Annotated in this window: 20 protein-coding genes and 1 tRNA gene; 5 read left to right on the forward strand and 16 right to left on the reverse strand. The window is 70.6% G+C overall.

Features of this window, described 5'->3' with window-relative positions; all coding sequences use genetic code 11:
• Window positions 1-67 precede the first annotated feature (67 nt).
• The 8 genes from IM767_RS21100 to IM767_RS01180 all read right to left on the reverse strand — a co-directional run bounded on the left by IM767_RS21100 (window position 68) and on the right by IM767_RS01180 (window position 7,995).
• Window positions 68-1,774, reverse strand: a complete 1,707-nt coding sequence (locus tag IM767_RS21100) for a vWA domain-containing protein (protein ID WP_162564231.1) — start codon at window positions 1,772-1,774, stop codon at window positions 68-70.
• A gap of 217 nt (window positions 1,775-1,991) precedes the next feature.
• The gene (locus IM767_RS01150) at window positions 1,992-2,297 is read right to left on the reverse strand and encodes a metal-sensitive transcriptional regulator (RefSeq protein WP_109209583.1); all 306 of its coding nucleotides are present in this window, start codon (window positions 2,295-2,297) and stop codon (window positions 1,992-1,994) included.
• A 29-nt stretch (window positions 2,298-2,326) separates the two neighbouring features.
• Complete coding sequence (locus IM767_RS01155) at window positions 2,327-4,606, reverse strand: heavy metal translocating P-type ATPase (protein WP_109209584.1); 2,280 nt, start codon at window positions 4,604-4,606, stop codon at window positions 2,327-2,329.
• 26 nt (window positions 4,607-4,632) lie between these two features.
• Window positions 4,633-5,652, reverse strand: a complete 1,020-nt coding sequence (locus IM767_RS01160) for a heavy metal-binding domain-containing protein (RefSeq protein WP_109209585.1) — start codon at window positions 5,650-5,652, stop codon at window positions 4,633-4,635.
• Window positions 5,652-5,861 (reverse strand): heavy-metal-associated domain-containing protein, encoded by a 210-nt coding sequence (locus IM767_RS01165; protein ID WP_109209586.1) that lies wholly within the window; start codon window positions 5,859-5,861, stop codon window positions 5,652-5,654. The genes IM767_RS01160 and IM767_RS01165 overlap by 1 nt, the downstream gene beginning before the upstream one ends.
• Window positions 5,862-5,990: 129 nt before the next feature.
• The gene (locus IM767_RS01170) at window positions 5,991-6,890 is read right to left on the reverse strand and encodes a CPBP family intramembrane glutamic endopeptidase (protein WP_109209587.1); all 900 of its coding nucleotides are present in this window, start codon (window positions 6,888-6,890) and stop codon (window positions 5,991-5,993) included.
• The gene (locus IM767_RS01175; protein ID WP_239453224.1) at window positions 6,883-7,650 is read right to left on the reverse strand and encodes a CPBP family intramembrane glutamic endopeptidase; all 768 of its coding nucleotides are present in this window, start codon (window positions 7,648-7,650) and stop codon (window positions 6,883-6,885) included. Before IM767_RS01175 ends, IM767_RS01170 begins: the two co-directional genes overlap by 8 nt.
• Before the next feature lie 254 nt (window positions 7,651-7,904).
• A tRNA-Ser gene (locus IM767_RS01180) sits at window positions 7,905-7,995 on the reverse strand.
• A gap of 104 nt (window positions 7,996-8,099) precedes the next feature.
• On the opposite strand from IM767_RS01180, the gene IM767_RS01185 reads away from it, so the two are divergent.
• The 4 genes from IM767_RS01185 (at window position 8,100) to radA (ending at window position 13,202) form a co-directional block, all read left to right on the forward strand.
• On the forward strand, window positions 8,100-9,494 hold the full coding sequence (locus IM767_RS01185) for an MFS transporter (protein WP_109209588.1): 1,395 nt from the start codon (window positions 8,100-8,102) through the stop codon (window positions 9,492-9,494).
• Window positions 9,495-9,544: 50 nt separating this feature from the next.
• Complete coding sequence (locus tag IM767_RS01190; RefSeq protein ID WP_109209589.1) at window positions 9,545-10,498, forward strand: L-lactate dehydrogenase; 954 nt, start codon at window positions 9,545-9,547, stop codon at window positions 10,496-10,498.
• Between the two features lie 60 nt (window positions 10,499-10,558).
• Window positions 10,559-11,737: a serine hydrolase domain-containing protein gene (locus IM767_RS01195; protein WP_198425578.1), complete on the forward strand. Its 1,179-nt coding sequence runs from the start codon at window positions 10,559-10,561 to the stop codon at window positions 11,735-11,737.
• A gap of 94 nt (window positions 11,738-11,831) precedes the next feature.
• The gene (radA, locus tag IM767_RS01200; protein ID WP_109209591.1) at window positions 11,832-13,202 is read left to right on the forward strand and encodes a DNA repair protein RadA; all 1,371 of its coding nucleotides are present in this window, start codon (window positions 11,832-11,834) and stop codon (window positions 13,200-13,202) included.
• A 1,091-nt stretch (window positions 13,203-14,293) separates the two neighbouring features.
• On the opposite strand, the gene IM767_RS01205 is transcribed toward radA, so the two are convergent.
• The 6 genes from IM767_RS01205 to IM767_RS01230 form a co-directional block, all read right to left on the reverse strand.
• Entirely contained in the window at window positions 14,294-14,704 is a 411-nt protein-coding gene (locus tag IM767_RS01205) for a dehydrogenase (RefSeq protein WP_109209592.1), read from the reverse strand.
• A gap of 81 nt (window positions 14,705-14,785) precedes the next feature.
• On the reverse strand, window positions 14,786-15,502 hold the full coding sequence (locus IM767_RS01210) for a FadR/GntR family transcriptional regulator (RefSeq protein ID WP_109209593.1): 717 nt from the start codon (window positions 15,500-15,502) through the stop codon (window positions 14,786-14,788).
• 117 nt (window positions 15,503-15,619) lie between these two features.
• Window positions 15,620-16,393 carry a 3-oxoacyl-ACP reductase gene (locus IM767_RS01215; protein ID WP_109209594.1) on the reverse strand — a complete coding sequence of 258 codons (774 nt, stop codon included), beginning with the start codon at window positions 16,391-16,393 and terminating at the stop codon, window positions 15,620-15,622.
• Window positions 16,394-16,493: 100 nt separating this feature from the next.
• Window positions 16,494-17,879: an aldehyde dehydrogenase family protein gene (locus IM767_RS01220; RefSeq protein WP_109209595.1), complete on the reverse strand. Its 1,386-nt coding sequence runs from the start codon at window positions 17,877-17,879 to the stop codon at window positions 16,494-16,496.
• Between the two features lie 103 nt (window positions 17,880-17,982).
• Window positions 17,983-18,717: a gamma-glutamyl-gamma-aminobutyrate hydrolase family protein gene (locus IM767_RS01225; RefSeq protein ID WP_109209596.1), complete on the reverse strand. Its 735-nt coding sequence runs from the start codon at window positions 18,715-18,717 to the stop codon at window positions 17,983-17,985.
• A gap of 88 nt (window positions 18,718-18,805) precedes the next feature.
• A complete protein-coding gene (locus tag IM767_RS01230; RefSeq protein ID WP_109209597.1) occupies window positions 18,806-20,161 on the reverse strand; it encodes a glutamine synthetase family protein in 1,356 nt (451 codons plus the stop codon).
• Window positions 20,162-20,398: 237 nt separating this feature from the next.
• Between IM767_RS01230 and IM767_RS01235 the strand changes: the two genes are divergently transcribed.
• The gene (locus tag IM767_RS01235) at window positions 20,399-21,919 is read left to right on the forward strand and encodes an amino acid permease (RefSeq protein WP_109209598.1); all 1,521 of its coding nucleotides are present in this window, start codon (window positions 20,399-20,401) and stop codon (window positions 21,917-21,919) included.
• A gap of 167 nt (window positions 21,920-22,086) precedes the next feature.
• On the opposite strand, the gene IM767_RS01240 is transcribed toward IM767_RS01235, so the two are convergent.
• The gene (locus tag IM767_RS01240; protein WP_109209599.1) at window positions 22,087-22,788 is read right to left on the reverse strand and encodes a hypothetical protein; all 702 of its coding nucleotides are present in this window, start codon (window positions 22,786-22,788) and stop codon (window positions 22,087-22,089) included.
• Between the two features lie 102 nt (window positions 22,789-22,890).
• Complete coding sequence (locus IM767_RS01245; RefSeq protein ID WP_109209600.1) at window positions 22,891-23,394, reverse strand: amino-acid N-acetyltransferase; 504 nt, start codon at window positions 23,392-23,394, stop codon at window positions 22,891-22,893.
• Window positions 23,395-23,485: the final 91 nt, after the last annotated feature.

Raw genomic sequence — 23,485 nt, forward strand, 5'->3', positions numbered from 1 at the left:
GGCTACCGCCGTCACGTCCGACGCCGCCGCCCGGGGCGGCGAGGCGGAGCCCCGGGTGGAGCCCCGCTCAGCCGCAGTTCGGACGGCAGCCGCGCTGGGTGACGGCGTCGATCAGCACGGTGCCGATGTCGGTCGGCTGCAGCGCCTGGTACGCCGCTCCGTCGGTGGCCGCGGCGATCTGCTCGAGGGCCGCCTGGTCGGTGTCGGGCCCGTAGCCGATCGCGATGACGGCGACCGGCTTCGCCGGGTCGCGCAGCTTCTCGAGCTCCGCGAGCAGTCCCGGCAGGTCGAGCCCGTCGTCATCCTCGTTGACACCGTCGGTGTTGAGCAGCACGAGATGCACCTGGCCCGGCACGTACGTGTCGCGCAGGTACTGCACGGCGGCGAGCACGCTGTCGTAGAGTCCGGTGCCGCCGCCCACCAGGCTGTCGAGCGAGTTGGCCGTGTCGATGGTGCGCTGTTTGTGCGCGGGGTCGCCGAGCGGGCCGAACGGCACGATCTCCTGCCAGTCCTGGCCGCCGATGCGCCTGCTCGAGAACACCCAGGTGGCCAGCGACGAGTCGGCCGACAGCGAGTTGACGGCGCGGACCGCGGCCTGCTCGAACAGGTCGATGCGGCGCATGTCGGCTGTCGCCGGCTGGAACATCGATCCCGAGACGTCGTTGAGAGACAGCATCCGCGAGGGCGCGGTCAGCACCTGCCAGGTCCGCAGGACTTCGGCCTGGTTGACGCTGTCGGCGGGGTCGGCAGGCACCGCGGTTCCGTCCGCGTCGTCCGGCAGCGAGTCCGGCGCGTTGCCCGCCGCATCTCGCAGTCCGTTCTCCGAGAGGTGGTCGTTCCCGTCCGCGATGGCGGCGCTCAGCACTCCCACCGCCTCCCGCGTCTCGTCCGAGGCGTCGGCGAGCGTCACGAGGGGGATGCTCACCACGGGCTTCACGTCGGCGGGGTAGATCGGCACGAGTGGCACGGCCGCATCCTTGCCGTACTCCAGCACCGCCTGCTCGGTCGCGACGGCGACGGTGGGCGTGGTCGCAGCGGATGCCGCGGCGAGGGCATCGGCCGCGGTCGGGACGACGCCCGTGTCGAGGCCGAGGACGAGTGCGGTGAACGTGCGGGCATCGCCGGCGACCGCCGTCTGCAGCGCCAGCAGCGCGGCGGAACTGGCCGCGACCGCGGTCGGGTCCGGCAGCACGGCAGCGACCGTGCGCGCCGTGAAGCTCGCGAAGCCCGCGCCCTGCGCCTGCAGGGCAGCAGCCGTGGGCTCCGTCGCCGCGAAGACCACCGGGGTGGTGGCGACGGGATCGCTGACGACCATCTCCGCCGCGCCAGAGCCCGTGAGCTCGGCCTGTCCGGCGACCTGACTGGGCCACATGGCGGAGTCGGGCACCCAGACGTCGAACTCTGCGGCCGAACCCGCGGCCAGCGCCGCGGCGGTGACCGCGCTGTCCTCTTCTCGCAGCGTCACCTCGAGGCAGCCGGAGTCCGATTCCGCAAGATCGGCGACGATCGCCTCCAGCGCGCCTGCGACGGCAGGGTCGGCGGTGACACGCAGAGTCACCGGCGCGCATTCGCCCGCCGACGGCGCCGCCGCCTGCTGGGGGTCATCGCCTGAGCCGCGCAGGAACAGGAATCCGAGCACGACGGCGATCGCGACGGCGAGGAGCAGGATGACGCCCAAGAGGATCAGCGAGCGTCGCCGGCGCTGCGCGGCACGTGTGGCCGCTCGCGTCGGCGAATCGCCATTGGCGGGCGTGTTCGGCTGCACTTGAACCACATGCACTCCGATGGACGGCGGGAGGGGGGTTCCCGCTGGCGGGGATACGGCGCCGTATCAGGCAAATACGCCGTCGTACGTTGGGGGGATACTTCCTGTGGAGTATAGGCGACGCCGCGCAGACCTCAAACGGCGCGCCCGCTCGCCTCATCGCGAGCGGGCCGGCCGAGCACCCTCACCCGACGATCACGGTCCCGGAACGCCGCGGCCCGTCCGGCTACGAACGCACGAGCCGGGCGATGGCGTCGCTGGCCTCCTTGATCTTCTGGTCGGCCTCCTCACCGCCGGCCCGGGCCGCGTCCACGACGCAGTGCTTGAGGTGGTCGTCGAGGAGCCCGACGGCGACGGCTTCGAGGGCGCTCTTGAGGGCGCTGATCTGCGTGAGGATGTCGATGCAGTACTTCTCCTCGTCGACCATCCGCGAGATGCCGCGCGCCTGGCCCTCGATGCGCTTGAGCCGGTTGAGGTAGCGATCCTTGTCGGTGATGTAGCCGTGGTGCGTGTGGGTGTCGACGCTGGACATGACGAGAATTCCTTCGGTTGGTTGCCCGGTCAGGTGGTGGTCGGGCGGGAGCTGCCGGCGAAGCCGCGGAGTCGAAGGCTGTTGCCGACGACGAAGACACTCGACAGCGCCATGGCGGCGCCGGCGAGCATGGGGTTGAGCAGGCCCAGAGCCGCGACGGGGATCGCGGCGACGTTGTAGGCGAACGCCCAGAACAGGTTCGACTTGATGGTCCCGAGTGTGCGCCGCGACAGTCGGATCGCGTCGACCGCGCCGCGCAGATCGCCGCGGACGAGGGTGATGTCGGATGCCTCGATCGCGGCATCCGTTCCTCCTCCCATGGCCAGGCCGAGGTCCGCCTGGGCGAGTGCGGGGGCGTCGTTGACGCCGTCGCCGACCATCGCGACGACCTTGCCCTCCTGCTGGAGCCGGGCGATGACGTCGACCTTGCCGGCCGGGAGAACCTCGGCGATGACCTCGTCGATGCCGACCTCCGCGGCGATGCGCCGGGCCACGGCCTCGTTGTCGCCGGTGAGCAGCACCGGCGTGAGTCCCAGGGCCTTCATCTGCGCGACGGCCTCCGCGCTGGTGGGCTTGACGGTGTCGGCGACGACCAGGATGCCGCGCGCGGCACCGTCCCAGCCGACCGCGACGACGGTCTTGCCCTCGCCCTCCGCCCGCGCCTTGACGTCCGCGGTCGCCGGGCTGAGCTGCTGCGCCCAGTCCGCGAGCAGCGCCTCTCGACCGACGAGCACCGCGTGCCCGTCGACGATGCCCTGCACGCCCTTGCCCTCGAGGTTGCCGAACCCGTCCACGCCGGGCAGCGCGCCGACCTCGGCGAGGGCGCCCTTCGCGATCGCCTGTGCGATCGGATGCTCGGAGGCGTCCTCGAGGGCGCCGGCGAGCCGCAGGAGCTCTGCGCGGTCGGTCCCGGGCTCGACGATGACGTCCACGAGGCTCATCCGGCCCGACGTGACGGTGCCCGTCTTGTCGAGCACGATGGTGTCGACCTTGCGGGTGGACTCCAGCACCTCAGGGCCCTTGATGAGGATGCCGAGCTGGGCCCCGCGGCCGGTGCCGACCAGCAGCGCGGTCGGCGTGGCCAGCCCGAGCGCGCAGGGGCACGCGATGACGAGGACGGCCACCGCGGCCGTGAAGGCGGCGGATGCCGGGAAGCCGGCCCCGAGCCAGGCGCCCAGGGTCGCGGCGGCGATGAGGATCACGATGGGGACGAAGACGCCCGAGATGCGGTCGGCCAGACGCTGCGCCTCGGCCTTGCCGGTCTGCGCGTCTTCGACGAGCCGCGCCATCTGGGCCAGCTGGGTGTCGGAGCCGACACGCGTCGCGCGCACCACCAGGCGTCCGCCGGCGTTGACGGTGGCACCGGTCACCGGGTCGCCGGGGGCGACCTCGACGGGCACCGATTCGCCCGTGAGCATCGAGGCGTCGACGGCGGAGGTGCCGGACACGACGATCCCGTCGGTCGCGATCTTCTCCCCGGGACGGACGATGAACTCGTCCCCTACCCGGAGGTCGTCGATGGGGATCTTGCCCTCGACGCCGTCGCGCAGCAGCGACACGTCCTTCGCCCCGAGCTCGAGCAGGGCCCGCAGCGCGGCGCCGGCCTGACGCTTCGACCGCTTCTCGAAGTAGCGTCCGGCGAGGATGAAGACCGTCACCCCCGCACCGACCTCGAGGTAGATGTTGGCCGAGCCGTCCGTCCGCGCCAGCGTGAACTCGAAGCCGTGCGTCATCCCGGGGATGCCGGCCGTGCCGAAGAACAGCGCGTACAGCGACCAGAGGAACGCGGTGAGCGTGCCCATCGAGATGAGCGTGTCCATCGTCGCCGTGCCGTGGCGGAGGTTCGCCCATGCGGCCTTGTGGAAGGGGAACGCGCCCCACACGATCACGGGCGCCGCGAGCGCCAGCGAGGCCCACTGCCAGTACGTGAACTGCAGCGCCGGGATCATCGCCATCGCGACGACCGGGACGGTGAGCACGATCGAGATGACGAGCCGGGTGCGCAGCGACGCGAGCTCGGGATCCGCGTCGCCGGCCGCATCGGCCGAGCCGGCGGCATCCGTCTTCCGCGGCGCCGGAAGCACCGCCGTGTAGCCGGTCTTCTCGACCTCGGCGATCAGCTGCGCCGGGTCGTAGCCGGCCGGCACAGTCACCTTGGCCTTCTCGGTGGCGTAGTTGACCGTGGCGGCCACGCCGTCGAGCTTGTTCAGCTTCTTCTCGATCCGCATCGCGCAGGACGCGCACGTCATCCCGCCGATCTCGAGCTCCACGCTCGATCCGGCCGGACTCGTGGCTGCGGTCGTGCTCATCGCGTCATCCTCATCTGCGCACGGGGTCAGTGACCGTGCGGCTCCTCGTCGTGCGACTCGTCGGCCGGCTGCTCGTCCGCGGGCGCATGCTCGGCAGGCGTCGGGTCGGTCGGCGCCTGCTCGGCGTGCGTCGGCTCCGCGGCTGAGGCCGCGCCGTCGGCGGTGTCGAGCACGAACGCGGCCGTGCGCACCTGTCCGTCCACCTGGAAGTCCAGGTACAGCAGGTAGCGGCCGGGAGTGGGCGCCTCCGCCATGAACGCGATCTCGGGTCCCGAGGTGTCGCCGGGCTGCGGCTCGTCGCCCTCGGCGTGCACGTGCAGGTAGGCGAGGTCCCCCTCGCGGAGTGCGACCAGGTGGCCGAAGGCACCGAGGTACGGCTCCAGGGTCGTGACCGGCTCACCGTCGCGGCTGACCGAGATCGTCAGGTCGCTCATGCTGCCCGCGGTCAGCTCACCGGCGATCGAGACGGTGTACCCGTCGACCTGGGCGGTCCGGGTGGGCACGGCGACGGTCGGCTGGAAGTCGCCCGCGACCTCCACCGTGCGGCTCAGGGTCAGCGGTTCGGCATCCCGATCCGCCGGCGTGAAGTCCGCGTACACCCGGTACGTTCCTGCGGCGTGCCACTGCCACGGCAGTGACCACGTGCCGGTGCGCTCGTCGAGCGTGGGATGCACGTGGCGGAAGCCGGAGCCGTCACTGCGGACGACGATCAGATGCAGATCCTTCTCGTGGGCCACTGTGAACTCGGTGAGCGGTTCCCCCGCGTCCGTCAGGATCTGGAAGCTGAGCTCGCCGGCCTCGGCGGTCGACACGGGCGCCACGATGGGTGAGAGCACGTAGCCCCCGCCGGACAGCGACACCCCGGCCGTAGCGGTCTCGGTCGTCGTCTCACTCGCGCTCACGGCGCCGTGGTCGTCCATCTCGTCCTCTTCGCTCGAGCCGGCGGCGACGCTGTCGGGGACGAACGCCGCGGCCACGCCGAAGGCGGCGGCGAATGCCAGCGCCGCTCCGGCGGCGAACAGGCCCAGCCGTCCCGCGGCGTTCATCAGACGCGTACGGCGGAGTAGCCGGCCTCGTCGACGGCCGCCAGTACAGCGGCGTCGTCGACATCCTGGTCACTGGTCACGACGAGTTTGCCGGTCTGGGCGCTGACGTCGATGCCCTGGACGCCGGCGATCTGGCGGACCTCGTCGCGGACCGACTTCTCGCAGTGCCCGCACGACATGCCCGTCACCTGGTACTCGGTGGTCGTCATTCTCGCTCCTTGCTCGGTACCCCCAGTGGGTATGTGCCCATCGTAGCAAACACATACCCGGTTGGGGTATTCCCGCACGAAGAAGAGGTTCCCCGCGGCGTGGGTCAGGCCGGCGGTGCCGGCATCCTGTCAGGGCTCCTCTGGAATCACGCCTTCGACATCCGCGCCTGGATGGGCTGCGCCTCCGCGCGCCTGTGCAGATGCCGCAGCGGCCCGTTTGCTGCGCCGGTCCTCTCGGATGACGCTGATGAGGCTGATCGTGGTCGCGATGAGGAGCAGGACTTGGACGGTCACCGGGAGCGGTTCTGGGCTTCCGGAGTGGTCCTGCGGCATGGATGCTGCTGGAGTGCCTGCACCGGAGGCGAGGTAAAGAACCCAGTCGGTGAGGGCGTGCGCGAGCATGGCTGCCCAGAGCCGCCCGGTCACGCGTCGCACCCAGTAGTACGAGGCTCCGGCCGCGGCGAGGAACGACACCTGGAAGGCGATGGCGGCGATCGGGACGCCGGCGATGATGCTTCCGGGAATGTGCGCGAGCGCGAAGACGGCGCTGGTTGCCAGAAGCGCGACGAGCTCGCCATGCCTGGCCCTGACGGCGGTCAGCAGGACGCCGCGGATGACGAGCTCCTCTCCGAATCCGACCATGAGTGTTCCGGCGGCGATGATGAGGATGTAGCCGATGGAGCGCGACGCCCAGGGGATGTCGCCCAGCTGACTGATGGGCAGCAGCACGACGAGGACAGGAATGGAGGCGAGCCACCAACGCCGTGGAGTCAGTGTCGGGGTCGGCCGCTCCCGCCAGACGTCCTTCCCCCACTTCGCCCAGCGCAGGAACAGCAGCAGCCCGACGATCGCGATCGCGAGCGGGATGAAATGCCCCAGGGCGAACTGCGCAAGCTCCTGGTCATCGCTCACCAGCCCACTCAGCAGGTCGCCGAGACCGGCGGCCAGGAGAACGTAGAGGGCGACGATCGCGAGCGCGAGCCACACGCTCCGTGGACGCCCGGCCGTCACGGGCACGGCGTCACGCATGAGCGTCGATCCGCTCGTCCGCACCGCGGATGACGAATGCGACGACCGCGAGGGCGAGGACACCGGCGGTCAGGTACACGATCGATCCGACGCCTGCGAGGGGTCCCGGTGTGCCGTGTCCGACGGCGAACACCGAGAAGTCCCACAGGCCGTGCAGCACCATCGCCCAGATCAGCGCCCCAGTGGTCCTGCGCAGGATGTAGAAGATCGTGCCACCCAGGAAGGCGAAGACCACCTGCTGCAGCGTCGAAGGCAGATCCTGCCCGTTCGCGGCATTGATCAGATGCATGAGAGCGAACAGGGCCGTGGTGAGGAACCACACCCAGCCCTCGCGAAGCCTGCTGCGCAGCGACGTGAGCAGCAGCCCGCGGGTAGTCAGCTCTTCGGTGAAGCCGACGATGACGAGCACGATCGACGCAGCGAAGAACGCGCCGTCGTACGATCCCCAATCGGTTGCGGCGAGATTCATCAGCACTGCAACGCCCATCAGGATCGGCGCGATGATCGGCCAACGGACGCTGCGCTTTCGGTCGTGCAGCGCAGGACCCCACCAACCGAGAAGGGTTGTCGTGATCGCGAGAAGGATCGCGGCGATGATGAGCGAGAGCCCAACGCCAAGGAAGAGATTGCCCCCGCTCTCACCGAGATCGGTGTAGGAGACCCCGCTCAGCCGCTGCACCAGGAACACAACCGCCGCATACCCGACATAGATCGCCAGGCCGATCCATACCCGGGGTCGCACCTTCAGAATCTCAGTCACAAGGCACATCCTTGCAGGGCCGCGTTTCGCACAGATGACTCCTGAACATCGGAGTCGGTCTCTCGCACGGTCAGCCGGAGCAGAGCGGCCTCAACGAGCGCCTGAACGCAAGTCGCTTCAGAAGTGGGTTGGGGCTGAGCGGCCCGGGGTGTCCAGCTGTGATGCGCCAGGGACGCCTCCATCGACGACGTTGACTCTTCCCTCGCGGCCAGGCACGGGCCAAAAAGAAAACCCCTGCTGAACAGGGGTTTTCATGGCGGTGACGGTGGGATTTGAACCCACGGTAGGGGGTTACCCTACACAACTTTTCGAGAGTTGCACCTTCGGCCGCTCGGACACGTCACCGCCGACAAGCTTACGACACGTCGGCGGATGCCGCGAATCGGCGCCTCGCCTCGATCCGCCCGCGGCCCGCCCCGGTGTCGCCGGGCGGGGCTAGCGTGGGGAGCATGGCCGACGACGGCGCGACGCGCGCGCTCACGAACCGCATGAGCACGACGCAGCGGTTCGTGCTGTGGATCGCGGTACTCGGCTCGTTCGTGGCCTTCCTCGACGGCACGATCGTCAACGTCGCGCTCCCGGCGATCAGCGACGAGCTGGGCGGCGGCATCACGACGCAGCAATGGGTGGTCGACGCGTACCTCATCACGCTCGGCGCACTCATCCTCGTGGCGGGATCGGTCAGCGACGCGTACGGACGTGTGCTCGTGCTGCGGATCGGGCTCATCGGCTTCGGCATCGCGTCGATCGCCATCGCGGCGGCGCCGACGGCCGAGTTCCTCATCGTCGCCCGCGCGGTGCAGGGCGCTGCCGGCGCCTTCCTGGTGCCGAGCTCGCTCGCGCTCATCACGTCGAACTTCACCGGGGCCGCGCAGGGGCGCGCGATCGGCATCTGGACCGCCATGACGACCTCGGCGATGATCGTCGGCCCGCTGATCGGCGGCATCCTCGTCGACCTGGCGTCATGGCGGCTGGCGTTCCTCATCAACGTGCTCCCGATCGGCGTCACGCTGCTGCTGCTCGCCCGCGGCGGGGTGCGCGACAGCCGTCAGGAGGGCGCCTCCATCGACTGGATCGGCGCCGCACTGTGCACGCTGGGCCTCGGCGGCATGGTCTACGCGCTGATCGAGCAGCCGAACTTCGGGTGGGCCTCGCCCGCGATCTGGATCCCCCTCCTCGGCGGAGCGGCACTGTTCCTCGCGTTCATCCTGCGGCAGCGCGTCGTGAGCCACCCGATCCTGCCGCTGGACCTCTTCCGGGTCCGCAACTTCTGGACGGGCAACGTCGCCACCACCTTCATCTACGGGGCGCTCGCCCTCAACGGCCTGGTGGTCGTCGTCTACCTCCAGGAAGGCGCCGGCCTGCCGGCGACCCTCGCGGGCCTGGCCAGCCTTCCGATGACGATCCTCATGATCCTCTTCAGTTCCCGCATCGGCACGCTGAGCGGCAGGTGGGGCCCGCGCCTGTTCATGACGGTCGGCCCGATCATGATGGGCGTGGGTGCACTCCTCCTCCTCACCGTCGACGAGGCGTTCTCCTACTGGTGGCAGGTGCTCCCGAGCATGATCGTCATGGGCGCCGGGCTCGCGCTCACGGTGGCTCCGCTCACGTCGGCCATCCTGGGCGCCATCGGCCCCGAACGGTCGGGCATCGCCTCGGCCGTCAACAACGCCGTGGCCCGCGTGGCCGGGCTCATCGCGATCGCGCTCCTGGCCACCATCGTCGGCGGGGCGCTCGACCTCGACGGCTTCCATCGCGCCGCCATCGTCACGGCGGTGCTCATGATCGCCGGCGGGATCACGTCGTTCCTCGGCATCCGCAATCCGCCGCGAACGACGGATTGACCCGGCCGTCGCCCTGGCCCGCGGCATCCGTCCCCTGCAAGACTGGCCGCATGGCCGTCATCGAGAACTCGAAAGTCACCATCGTCGGAGCCGGCAGCGTCGGCTCGAGCGCCGCGTACGCCGCGCTCATCCGGGGGTCCGCCCGTCACGTCGCGCTGTACGACATCGCCACCCAGAAGGTCGAGGCTGAGGTCCTCGACCTCGCGCACGGCACGCAGTTCACCGGTTCCAGCGACATCATCGGCGGCAGCGACCTGTCGGTCGTCGAGGGATCGCACGTCGTCGTGATCACCGCGGGCGCAAAACAGGATCCGGGCCAGACGCGCATCGAGCTCGCCGGCGTGAACGCCGGGATCATGAAGAAGATGATGCCGCAGCTGCTCGAAGCAGCACCCGAGGCCATCTACGTCGTCGTCACCAACCCGTGCGACGTGCTGACGGTGCTCGCACAGGAAGACACCGGGCTGCCGCCCGAGCGCATCTTCGCCTCGGGCACCGTGCTCGACACCTCGCGCCTGCGCTGGAAGCTCGCTGAGCGCGCGGGCGTCTCGACGTCGAGCGTGCACGCCTACATCGTCGGCGAGCACGGCGACACCGAGTTCCCGCTGTGGTCGAAGGCGACGATCGGCACCGTTCCGATCCTCGAATGGGTCACCCCGCGCGGCGACCGGATGACGGTGGACGAGCTCGACCAGATCGCGGTCGACGTGCGCGACGCCGCCTACAAGGTGATCCAGGGCAAGGGCGCGACGAACTACGCCATCGGCCTGTCCAGCGCCCGCATCATCGAGGCGATCCTGAACGACGAGCGGGCGGTCATGCCGGTCTCGCCGGTGCTGCACGACTTCCACGGTGTCGACGGCGTCGCGCTGTCGGTGCCGTCGGTGGTCAGCGCCGCAGGCGCGGTGCCGATCCGCGAGACGAAATTCGACGAGAAGGAGCTCGACCTCTTCCACGCCTCTGCGGACGCGCTGAAGAAGGTCGCCGACTCGCTGCGCGGCTGACGACGGGATCGGATGCCGGGCCCGCTAGTCTCGTCCTGCATCGACGATTCGGGGGTCATCGTGCACACACGCTTCCCTGCGCGCGCTCGGGGCGCGCTCGCCGCGGCGGTGACGGTCGTCGCGCTCGCCGTCGCCGGCTGCTCGACACCCGCGTCTGCACCCGCACCGACTCCCGGCGCCACCGACACGGCGCAGGCATTCCCGGGGGAGGTAGCGGCTGAGCTGCAGGGGGTGCTCGACGCGGCCCCGATCGGCGACCGCCTGCCGGGGGTGATCGCGCGGGTCGTCACGGCCGACGGCGTCTGGACGGGCGCGGCGGGCACGGTGGCGCTCGGCTCCGACGCCGAGCCCTCGGCGGTCGACCGCACGCGCATCGGCAGCCTCACCAAGACCATGACGGCGACGATCCTGCTGCAGCTCGTCGGCGAAGGGCTCGTCACCCTCGAAGACCCGATCTCGAAGTACGTGCCCGACTCGCCCAACGGCGCGGCGACCCTGCGGCAGCTCGCCGACATGACCAGCGGCATCCCGTCGTACTCGCTCGATCCCGAGTGGGAGCAGGCGTACTTCGGCGATCCGTCCGCCGTCTTCACCTCGCAGCAGCTGCTCGACTACGCCAAGACGCTGCCGCTGGACGGCGCCCCGGGCGAGACCTGGGTCTACTCCAACACCAATTACGTGCTGCTGGGCATGGTGATCGAGCAGGTGCTCGGCCAGCCCATCGCCGACGTCTTCGCGGACCGGCTCTTCGCACCGCTCGGGATGGAGGCATCCGTCTATCCCGACGAATCGGCGGCGATCGACGAGCCGCACCTGCGCGGCGTCACCCTGCAGGGTCAGCCGGGCGACGCACCGGTCGACGCGACGGACTGGAACCCGTCTTTCGGATCCACCGCCGGCGAAGTCGTCTCGACGCTCGACGATCTGACGCTCTGGGCGCACGCGCTCTTCACGGGTGAGGGCGTGCTGACGCCGGAGCTGCAGCAGCTGCGGCGCGAGTCGATCCTCTCGTCGCCGCCGCCGAACAGCCCGGAAGGCGGCTACGGCATCGGGTGGGGCAAGCGCCCCGACGGCTGGTGGGGGCACTCGGGCACGATCCCCGGCTTCACCACGTCGGTGTTCCACTCCTACGACGAGGACGCCACGATCATCGTCGTCGCCTCCAGCGACATCGCGTTCGAAGGGGGCGGGGAGCCCGCGCCCGCGATCTTCGAGGAGCTCGCCGCGGCGCTCGGCTGAGCGACGGAGAGCGGATGCCGGCGGCCGGTGCCGACGGCGCGTCTGACCGGGCGCGGCACCGGGTGATGTCGGGCCTCCCGCCTACGCTGGGGGCATGGCCGCAGCCCGACGCCCGACGCAGACCGCGCCCTATCGGTGCACCGAGTGCGGGTGGACGACCATCAAGTGGGTCGGTCGCTGCGGCGAGTGCCAGCAGTGGGGCACCGTGGTCGAAGCCGCAGAGCAGACCGGCATCCTGCGGTCCGTGACTCCGGTGTCTCCCGGCGCCGCACGCGCCGCACAGCCGATCACGCGCATCGACACGTCCGACGCCCCCCGGCGCACCACCGGGGTCGGCGAATTCGACCGGGTGCTGGGCGGCGGGCTCGTGCCCGGCGCGGCGATCCTGCTGTCGGGAGAGCCGGGCGTCGGCAAATCGACCCTGCTGCTCGAGGTGGCCGCGCGCTCCGCGCAGGCGGGGCGCCGCGTGCTGTACGCGAGCGCGGAGGAGTCGACGGCCCAGGTGCGCCTGCGCGCCGAGCGCACCGGCGCGCTGCACGACGAGCTGTACCTCGCGAGCGAGACCGACCTCGCGACGATCCTCGGTCACATCGACGACGTGGCCCCCGACCTCTTGATCGTCGACTCGGTGCAGACGGTGTCTTCCGCGCTGTCGGAGGGCATGGCGGGGCATCCGTCGCAGGTTCGTGAGGTGGCGGCGACGCTCATCCGCGTCGCCAAGGAGCGCGCGCTCCCGACGATCATCGTCGGCCACGTCACGAAAGACGGGTCGATCGCGGGCCCACGGATCCTCGAGCACCTCGTCGACGTGGTGTGCCAGTTCGAGGGCGACCGGCAGACCTCCCTGCGCTTCGTGCGCGCGCTCAAGAACCGCTTCGGGCCGACCGACGAGGTCGGATGCTTCGACATGACCGGCGCGGGCATCGCCGAGGTCCCCGATCCGAGCGCCCTGTTCCTCGGGCACGGCAGCACCGAACCCGGGACGTGCGTGTCGATCGCTCTGGAAGGGCGACGGGCCCTCCCTGTCGAGGTGCAGGCGCTCACGATCGACAGCAAGTCGCCCAATCCCCGGCGCATCGTCAACGGCGTCGACGCCGCCCGCGTCGCCACCGTGCTGGCCGTCCTCGAGAAGCGCGTCGACATCAAGACCTCCGACAAGGACGTCTACGTCTCCACCGTCGGCGGCGTGCGGTTCGTCGAGCCGGCGGCCGACCTCGCGATCGCCCTCGCGGTCGCCGGCGCCGTGAAGGGCTGGAACATCCCGCGGCACATCGCCGCCGTCGGCGAGCTGAGCCTCGCCGGCGAGATCCGGCCGGTCGCCCAGGCCGCGCAGCGGCGCACCGAAGCCGCGAGACTCGGCTACCGCGACCTCATCGACGACCGTTCCGGCCGGCTTCGCGGAGCGCTGGACGACGTGCGCACGCGATCGAAGGGACGCCCCGGTGAGGACGGCCCCGGGTTCTGAGCCCGGTCAGTGACCGCGCGGTCGCCGGCGACGGCGCGGGTCTGCCAACCCGAGTGCGATCGGGACCACGAGACCGGCGGCACAGACGATGCCCACGAGCAGGAAATCCACCCGGCGAGTCTGCACCTTCGTCCCGGAGGACGCAAACCCTTCGCCCGGAGTGTCGAGCTTCCCTTCCCGCGACCCACGCCCCTCTAGCGCCTTGGCCACGCCGGTGTTGGGGGGCATCCACTCGTGCCCGCGGCCGCCGCCCCTACCTGCTGGCGGACCGAAAACCTGGCCCGTCACCACGACACCCCGGAAACGGATGCCGCACCCCGGCGCGTCACATCACCGACCAGGTTTTCGGGCGCGGGGCGGTGGGGAAGAAGACCAGCCCAGGGAGCGGGGCACCGCGGACAAGAGGGTGATCGAGTACTCGCCTGTGCGGCGCCCACTTCGCCGCGTCAGGGACCGAAAACCTGGCCCGTCACCACGACACCCCGGAAACGGATGCCGCACCCCGGCGCGTCACATCACCGACCAGGTTTTCGGGCGCAGGGCGGTGGGGAAGAAGACCAGCCCAGGGAGCGTGGCACCGCGAACAAGAGAGTGATCGAAGTACTCGCCCCGTGCGGCGCCCACTTCGCCGCGTCAGGGACCGAAAACCTGGCCCGTCACCACGACACCCAGGAAACGGATGCCACACCCCGGCGCCTCACGTCACCGACCAGGTTTTCGGGCGCAGGGCGGTGGGGAAGAAGACCGGCCCGGGGTGCGTGGCACCGCGGACGAGAGGGTGATCGAGTACTCGCCCCGTGCGGCGCCCACTTCGCCGCGTCAGGGACCGAAAACCTGGCCCGTCACCACGACACGCCGGAAACGGATGCCACACCCCGGCGCGTCACATCACCGACCAGGTTTTCGGCGCACGGAGGCCGTGGAGAGCGCACCAGGGTTGTCCAAAGCGCACGCCACGCGCCCGGAATGCACGCCACGCGTCCCGCACGCACGCCACGCGCCCGGAATGCACGCCACGCGTCCCGCACACACCCCAAACGCACGTCACACTCCGCACCCCGAACCCGGAGAGCATCGGCCCCGCGAGCGAGTCAGGCGTCCAGCGCGGCGATGAGGTCGGCGGGCGAGGCCTGCAGCGGGTGCGGCCCGGCGATGTCGAAGAACACGGTCGTGATCTCCTGCTCATGGGCGCCGAGGAAGGCACGGAGCCACGCCGGCGACTGCAGGGCCACGCCGGGCGGCAGCGTCGCGGGTTTGTTGGCGGCATCGCTGAAGAGCAGCAGCGCGACGTCGCCCGTGTTCGGGTCGCGGTAGGTCCACACCTCGCCCACGTCGAGCGGGTTGTCGCGCTGGCCCGGGCGCATGAGCGGCACGACCGTCGGGCCGTGGCGCAGCGCGAACGCGACCGCCGCCATGTCCTGCGTCTGCAGCGCGTCGGTCAGCTGCGTGTTGCGGAACTCCAGCGGCTCCTTCGCCTTCTTCGCGCGCTTCTTGCCTGCCACTCGTCCAGCGTAATCGCCCGCGGGACCGGGCCCTTCCGCCCGGACTCGGGCCCAGGCTCAGGCGACGGCCCAGGCGACGGCTCAGGCGAGGAAGCCCCGCAGCAGCGCCTCCGAACCGGCGAGGTGGTCGAGGATCGCGGCCTCTGCGGCATCCGGTCTTCCCGCGAGGATCGCGGTCACGATGTGCTCGTGCTGGAGGTTCGAGTGCTCGATGTTGCGCGGCAGCAGCGGGAAGGTGTCGAGCCACTCGTTGACGCGGGCGCGGTTCTCGGCGGCGAGCGCGACCAGCGACGGGATGCCGGCGAGCTCGGCGATCGTCAGGTGCAGCAGGGTGTCGAGCCGGCGATAGTCGGATTCGGATGCCTCTGTCACGAGTTCGTACCGCGCCCACAGCTCGTCGCGCGCGGCGGCGTCGAGCGTGCGTCCGGCGGCGGCGCGGGCGGCGCCGGCCTCGAGCACCCGCCGGAGCCCGAGGACGTCCTCGAGCTCGGCGGTCGTGACATCGCGCGGGTGCGGCGGCTGCGGCAGCGGATCCGCCACGAACGTGCCGCCGTACCGGCCCCGGCGGCGGACGAGGTACCCGGTGTCGGCGAGCTCGCGGATGGCTTCGCGCACGGTGTCGCGGCTGACGGCGTACAGGACGGCGAGCTCGCGCTCGGAGGGCAGCGACTCCCCCGGCGCGACCACCCCGAGGCGGATCGTCTGCACGAGGCGCGCGACGGTGTCTTCGAGCGCGTTGCCTTCGCGCACGGGCCGGTAGACGGCCTTGCGCACCTCCCGCAGCGGCGCGTCGGTCATGGCCGGCCCCCGGCATCCGTCCGGAATTCAGTCAGGCCGTGCCCGAGAACCCCCGACGTGCCGGGACCGCGGGCCGGAGCGCCCACGCAGACCGAGTGCTGAATCATCGAAGCGACCTTACAGCGGCGTGACGTAGGCGTTGGTGATGCCGCCGTCGACCACGAAGGCGGTCGCGGTGATGAAGGAGGCGTCGTCGGAGGCGAGGAAGGCGACCGCGGCGGCGAGCTCCTCGGGCTCGGCGAACCGGCCCATCGGCACGTGCACCAGGCGGCGCTGCGCGCGCTCGGGGTCCTTGGCGAACAGCTCCTGCAAGAGCGGCGTGTTGACCGGGCCGGGGCACAGCGCGTTCACGCGGATGCCCTGCCGCGCGAACTGCACGCCCAGCTCCCGCGTCATCGCGAGCACGCCGCCCTTGGACGCGGTGTACGAGATCTGCGACGTCGCCGACCCCAGCAACGCCACGAACGAAGCGGTGTTGATGATCGACCCCTTGCCCGCCGGCACCATGTGGCGCAGCGCCGCGCGCGAGCAGAGGTACACGCTCTTGAGGTTGACGTCCTGCACGCGGTCCCACGCCGGCAGCTCGGTCGTCTCGATCGAGTCGTCGTCGGCGGGCGAGATGCCGGCGTTGTTGAAGGCGATGTCGAGGCGGCCGAACTCGGCCGCGACGCCGTCGAACACGGCGTTCACCTGGGCCTCGTCGGCGACGTCGATCTGACGGAAGACACCGTCGACCTCGTCGGCCGCGACCTCGCCGGTCGCCGGGTCGAGGTCGGCGATCACGATGCGCGCCCCCTCGGCCGCGAAGCGCCGAGCGGTCGCGAGACCGATCCCCGAGGCGCCGCCCGTGATGATCGCGACCCGGTCCTTCAGGCGCTGCGTCAGATCCATGCTGTTCCCTTCCGCTGTGGCCTGCGATGTCCGGACTTCGCAGGGCCGTTGGTCGCGTGGTCTGCGAGGTCCGGATTTCGCAGCGTCTGGGGAACGCCGGTCACGAGAGATCCGTCGCGAAGAAGACGTTCTTGGTCTCGGTGAAGTGCTCGGCTGCGTCAGGGCCCAGTTCGCGGCCGAGGCCTGAGGCCTTCATGCCGCCGAACGGCGTCCAGTACCGCACCGACGAATGCGAGTTGACCGACAGCACGCCGCTCTTCACCCCACGCGACACACGTACCGCCCGGCCGAGGTTCTCGGTCCATATCGACCCGGCCAGCCCGTAGATCGTGTCGTTCGCCAGGCGGATGGCGTCGGCCTCGTCGTCGAACGGCAGCACCGCGACCACCGGCCCGAAGACCTCCTCCTGCGCGATGCGGTCGCCGCGCTCGGCGAGCACGACCGTCGGCGCGAACCAGAAGCCCTCGCCCAGGGTGGGGTCGCCCGGCTCCGGAGCCGAGCCGCGGAACGCGATGTTCGCACCCTCGAGGAACCCCTCGACAGTGGAGCGGTGGGATGCCGAGATCAGAGGCCCCATGTCGGTCCCGTCTGCGGCGGGGTCGCCCACCCGCCAGGCCTGCACAGCGGGCTCGAGCAGCTCGAGGAATCGGTCGTACGCCGACCGCTCGACGAGGATCCGGCTGCGGGCGCAGCAGTCCTGGCCGGCGTTGTCGAACACGGCGCCGGGCGCCGAGGCGGCGGCCTTCTCGAGGTCGGCGTCGGCGAAGACGATGTTGGCGCTCTTGCCGCCGAGCTCGAGGGTCACGGGCTTGAGCTCGCGGGCGCACCCGGCCGCGACATCCGTCCCCACCGCCGTCGAGCCGGTGAAGACGACCTTGCGCACGTCGGGGTGCGAGACGAACCGCTGCCCCACGACCGAGCCCGACCCCGTCACCACCTCGAGCAACCCGGGCGGCAGCCCGGCGGCCTCCAGCGCCAGCTCCCCGATGCGCACCGCGGTCAGCGGCGTGAGCTCGGCCGGCTTCAGCACGACGGCGTTGCCCGCGGCGAGCGCCGGCGCGAAGCCCCACGACGCGATCGTCATCGGGAAGTTCCAGGGCACGATGATCCCGACGACCCCGTACGGCTCGTGGAACGTCACGTCGAGGCCGCCGGCCACCGGGATCTGCTGGCCCGAGAGCCGCTCGGGGGCTCCGGCGTAGAAGTTCAGCACCTGCGCGACGTGCGCGGCCTCCCAGCGCGCGGACCCGATCGGATGCCCCGAGTTCAGCACCTCGAGCTGTGCGAGCTCTTCGACGTGGGCCTCGATCACGCGGGCGAACGAACGCATCGCGTCGGCCCTCGCCACGGGCGGCAGCGCGGCCCACGTACGTTGCGCGGCGACGGCGCGGGCGATCGCGGCATCCGTCTCCGCCACGTACGCACGGGCGATCTCGCGGATCGGCTGCGCGGTGGCCGGGTTGACCACGGTGAAGGTGCTGCTCATGCGCGTCCCGCTTTCTGACTTCCGTGTCCCGATTCCGGGCACAACGGAGCGCGGGAACGACCGAAATCGGGACATGCTCGCCGGCCGTCGGCGGGTGACATGCTCATGCGGTCACCTCGTGGTGCACCGGGCGAGCGGCGAAGACGGATGCCTCGGCCACGAGCCCCGCGAACAGCCGACGATCCTCGCGATTCTCCTCGGGGTGCCACTGCACGCCGACGAGATACCCCCCGCCCTCCGACTCGAACGCCTGCACCAGGCCGTCGTCGGTGCGGGCGGTCACGACGAGCCCGGCGCCCAGCCGGTCGACGCCCTGGTGGTGGTAGCTGTGCACGTCCAGGCTGCCGGGCCCGACGAGCCCGGCGAGCCGCGAACCCTCGTCGACAGTGACCTCGTTGGTGGCGAAGACGCCGCCGCCGACGCGGTACCGCTCGGTTCCGAGCGTCTCCGGCAGGTGCTGGTGGAGCGTGCCACCGCGCGCGACGTTGACGAGCTGGAGCCCGCGGCAGATCGCGAGCACCGGCATCCGCCGTTCCTCGGCGCCGCGGAAGAGGGCGAGCTCCCACGCGTCGCGGTCGGGGCGCGCAGGATCGGTGAGCGGATGCCGCGCCGCACCGTACAGCGACGGCTCGACGTCCATGCCCCCGGTGAGGATCAGCCCGTCGAGCCCGTCGAGCACCGCCTCGGCCGCGGCCTGCGGGTCGGGCTGCGGGGGCAGCAGCACCGCGACGCCGCCCGAGGCGGTGACCGAATCGAAGTACTGCTGTGGCAGGAACGCCGCTCGGACGTCCCACACTCCCTGCTTCGCCTGCTCGAGGTAGGTCGTCAGGCCGATCACGGGCTTTCGCGTTTCGCCTGGTCGCCGCGCGCCGCGCTCAGCGACCGGCTGATCGGTCGTTGCGCGAGCGAAGCCAGGCGAAACGCTCTCAGAGGCGCTCGAAGCCACGCACCCTCTCCCAGTCGGTCACGGCGGCGTCGTAGGCCTCGACCTCGATGCGCGCCTGGTTCAGGTAGTGGTCCGCCGTGTCGTCGCCGAACGCCGCACGGGCGATGGCCGACTGGTCGAACAGCTGCGCGGCCTCGCGCAGCGTGGTGGGCAGGTGGTCGACCCCCGCGGTGTACGCGTTGCCTTCCAGCCGATCCGGGAGCGGCAGCGCGTGCTCGATGCCGTGGAGTCCGCCCGCGATGATCGCGGCGATCCCGAGGTAGGGGTTGACGTCGCCGCCGGGAACGCGGTTCTCGACGCGCAGCGACGACCCGTGCCCGACCACCCGCAGCGCGCAGGTGCGGTTGTCGACGCCCCACGCGATGCCCGTCGGGGCGAACGAGCCCTTCGCGAACCGCTTGTACGAGTTGATGTTCGGTGCGTACAGCAGCGTGAACTCGCGCAGGGTCGCCAGCACGCCGGCGATCCAGTGCTCCATGAGCGGGCTGAATCCGTGCTCGCCGTCGCCGGCCATGACCGCATCGCCCGCCTCGGAGCGGACCGAGAGGTGGATGTGGCAGCTGTTGCCCTCGCGCTCGTTGAACTTCGCCATGAACGTCAGCGCCTTGCCGTGATGCTCGGCGATCGCCTTCGCGCCGTTCTTGTAGAGCGCGTGCTGGTCGGCGGTCTCGAGCACCTCGGCGTAGCGGAATGCGATCTCCTGCTGACCGAGGTTGCACTCCCCCTTGACACCTTCGGTGTAGAGGCCGGCGCCGTCCATCGACAGCCGGATGTCGCGCAGCAGCGGCTCGAGCCGGCCCGAGGCGAGTAGGTCGTAGTCGACGTTGTAGTCGGTCGAGGGGGTGAGATCGCGGTAGCCCTTGGCCCAGGCATCCCGGTACGTGTCGTCGAAGACGATGAACTCGAGCTCGGTGCCCGAGTATGCGACGAGACCCCGGTCGGCGAGCCGCTGCCGCTGGCGGTTCAGGATGTCGCGCGGCGACTGCACGACGGGCTCGCCGCCTTCCCACGTGAGGTCGGCCATGACCAGCGCCGACCCGGGGAGCCAGGGGATGCGCCGGAGCGTCGCCACATCGGGACGCAGCATCATGTCGCCGTAGCCGGTCTCCCAGCTCGACATCGCGTAGCCGTCGACCGTGTTCATGTCGACGTCGACCGACAGGAGGTAGTTGCACGCCTCCGCGCCGTGCGGCAGCACCTCCTCCTGGAAGAGCCGCGCAGAGACGCGCTTGCCGACGAGCCGACCCTGCGCGTCGGCGAAGGCGACGACCACGGTGTCGATGTCGCCGGCGGCGATGCCGTCGTTCAGCTGCTCGACGGTGAGGTTGCCCGGCATCCGTTCCTCCTCTTGTACCGACGCGCGTCGCGTGTCGTGAGCGCGGTCCCCCCGAACCGCGCTCACCCGCTCACTCTAACCAAAATCCCCTTCAAAGGTAGACACAGCCGACCAATAGGCGCCACAATCGGCGCAAAGCGCATCTGCGCGACCCGAGCGCACGTCCCTTCGCCATTCCTTGGAGGACCGATGTCCCAAGCGAGCAGTGCACCTCAGCCGAAACCCGCGGCACAGGCCGTGGGCGGACCCGCCAAGGTCGCGGGAGCGACCTATACGCGCGCGGGCCAGGACTACTTCGAGAAGCGCGGCCTCAAACGCGCCGCGGGCGTCTGGGGCCTGTGGGGCCTCGCCGTCGCCGCCGTCATCTCGGGCGACTTCTCGGGCTGGAACTTCGGCATCGACTTCGCCGGCTTCGGCGGCATGCTCATCGCCTTCGTGATCCTCGTGGCGATGTACTACGGCATGATCTTCTCGATCGGCGAGATGGCCGCGGCCATGCCGCACACGGGGGGCGCGTACTCGTTCGCGCGGTCGGCGATGGGGCCGTGGGGAGGCCTCATCACCGGCGCCGCCGAGACGATCGAGTACGTCGCGACGACCGCGGTCATCGTCTTCTTCTCGGCCTCGTACGCCGACGCGATCACGGCCGAGCTGCTGAACGTGTCGCTGCCCGGCTGGGTCTGGTGGATCATCCTCTACGCGATCTTCATCGCGCTGAATGCGGCCGGCGCCAGCATCTCCTTCAAGTTCGCCATCGTCGTGTCGGTCATCTCGATCGGCATCATCCTCGTCTTCTCGGCGATGGCGCTCTTCTCCGGGGCGTTCCAGTGGGCCAACCTCTGGGACATCGCCCCCGACCCCGGCCAGACGGAGTTCCTCCCGCACGGCGTGCTGCCGATCCTGTTCGCGCTCCCGTTCGCCATGTGGTTCTTCCTCGGCATCGAGGAGCTGCCGCTGGCCGCCGAGGAGTCGCACGACCCGGTGCGCGACATCCCGCGCGCCGGCTTCTGGGCACGCGGCACGCTGATCGTGACCGGCCTCCTCGTGCTGTTCCTCAACACCGGCGTGCTCGGCGCCGAGGCGACGGGCGTGGCCGCCGAGCCGCTGCTCGACGGCTTCCGCGCCATCGTCGGCGACCAGCTCGCCGCCCTGCTCGCACTGTTCGCGCTCGTGGGGCTCCTCGCCTCGCTGCAGGGCATCATGTTCGCCTACGGCCGCAACATGTACTCGCTCTCACGGGCCGGGTACTACCCGCAGTTCCTGTCGCTGACGGGCAAGCGCAAGACGCCGTGGGTCGCGCTCGTGGTCGGCGCCGTCATCGGCTTCGTCGCGCTGCTCATCATCGAGTTCGCCGGCGGGTCGGGCAGCGTCGCAGGCGCCATCGTCCTCAACATCGCGGTGTGGGGCGCGGTGCTCGCCTACTTCCTGCAGATGGTGTCGTTCATCATCCTCCGCAAGAAGCTGCCGAACGTCGAGCGCCCCTACCGCAGCCCGTGGGGCATCACCGGAGCGGTCATCGCGGCCGCGATCGCGCTCCTGATCTTCGTAGGGTTCCTGCTGAATCCCACGTTCCTGCCCGCGATCATCGCCATCGCGGTGGTGTATGTGGTGCTGCTCCTCGGCTTCGGCCTCTTCTTCCGTCACCGCCTCGTGCTCTCCCCCGAGGAGGAGTACGCCCTCTCCGGCGGCAGCCACGGCGATCCGCAGGCGGAGGGCTACGACGCCATGGAGAAAGAGGTGTTCGGCGACAAGCCCTAGGTTCGGCCACAGACCCTAGCGGGCAAGAGGAGCGGGGCGGCATGGGGACGCCCCGCTCCGTCGTTCTCCGGCTGACGAGATGACGGATGCCGCGCCCGCCGCGTGCGCCGCCCCGCGGGTTCGGGTCGGCACAGGTCGGCGGGGCGCGCTGAGCCGTCGAGATCCGGTCAGTACAGCAGGAACTGCTTGGGCTCGGTCGACGCGATGCCGCCGATCTCGACCGACAGGAAGTAGGAGGCACCGCCGCCCGGCGCGCGGGCGCGCGTCTCGTCGGCGCACGTGCCGACCGCGGAGCGCGTGCGGTCCCACGAGAGAGGCGCGGCGCTGGAGACGGTCTGACCCGCGGCGATCAGGACGATCATGTCGCTGGGCTCGCTCTGGCAGTCCGTGGAGCGCCACCAGATGTCGTCGCCGCTGGTCACCGTGTAGGACTGGGCGGTGGTGCCGACGTTGAGGACGCAGTCCGGTCCGTTGTTGGTCAGGGTGATCGAGAACTGGGGGTTCTGGTCGCCGGCGTACGTGTCGGCGGAGGTCACCGCCTCCACCGCGATCTCGCTCGCGACGCACGGCTGCGCGGAGGGCGTCGCGCCCGGCGTCGGGGTCGACCCCTCCACCACCGCCCCTTCGACCGCGCCGGTCTCGGTGCCGCCCTCCGTCGCCTGGTTCGAGGGCACGGGCAGGGACTCTGCGGTGTTCTGCGACGCGGGCTTCTTCGCGTCGCCCGGGGATTCCGTCGCCGCACCCGCCCACGGCTGGGCGATCAGCAGCCACACGATGCCCGCGATCGCGAGCAGGGCGATGAGCAGCACGATCCGCCGGCGGCGGTAGACCGCCGGGGAGTGGCGACGTCGCGCAGTGGTGCCGGTCATGCTGACAGGGTAACCGCGAGCGCCCGCTTCGCCGGTCGGCGCGCGCCGGATGCCGCGAGCCCGGCCCGCGTCACCTGAGCCGGCCTCGAGCCTCCGTCGCGGTCAGAGGCGCTTGAGCATGCGGGTGTTGCCGAGGGTGTTGGGCTTGACGTGCGCGAGGTCGAGGAACTCCGCGACGCCCTCGTCGGGCGAGCGGATGAGCTGGGAGTACACATCGGGGTCGACGACCTGCTCGCCGATCTGCTCGAAGCCGCGGCGTGTGAAGAAGTCGACCTCGAAGGTCAGGCAGAACAGTCGCGACAGCCCGAGTTCACGCGCGTTCGCCTCGAGCCGCTCGACGATCGCGCGGCCGACGCCGTGGTGCAGCCAGCCGTCGGCGACGATGAGGGTGCGGACCTCGCCGAGGTCCTCCCACATCACGTGGAGCGCGCCGCAGCCGATGAGATCGCCGTTCGCGTCCTCCGCGACGAGGAACTGCTGCGTCGCCTCGTACAGCACCACGAGGTCTTTGCCGAGCAGGATGCGCCGCTGCACGAACGGCTCGAGGAGCGCCTGGATGCGGCGGACATCGCGCGTGCGCGCCGGTCTGACCGTGAACTCTCCCACCCGTCCAGCGTAGAGCCCGTCTGCGTACACGCTTTCGAATCGCTCACTTTGCAGTTTCCAGCCTCGCCGAACTGCAAAGTGCGCGATTCGA

The sequence above is a fragment of the Microbacterium ureisolvens genome (assembly GCF_015278315.1).
Lineage (GTDB): Bacteria > Actinomycetota > Actinomycetes > Actinomycetales > Microbacteriaceae > Microbacterium > Microbacterium ureisolvens.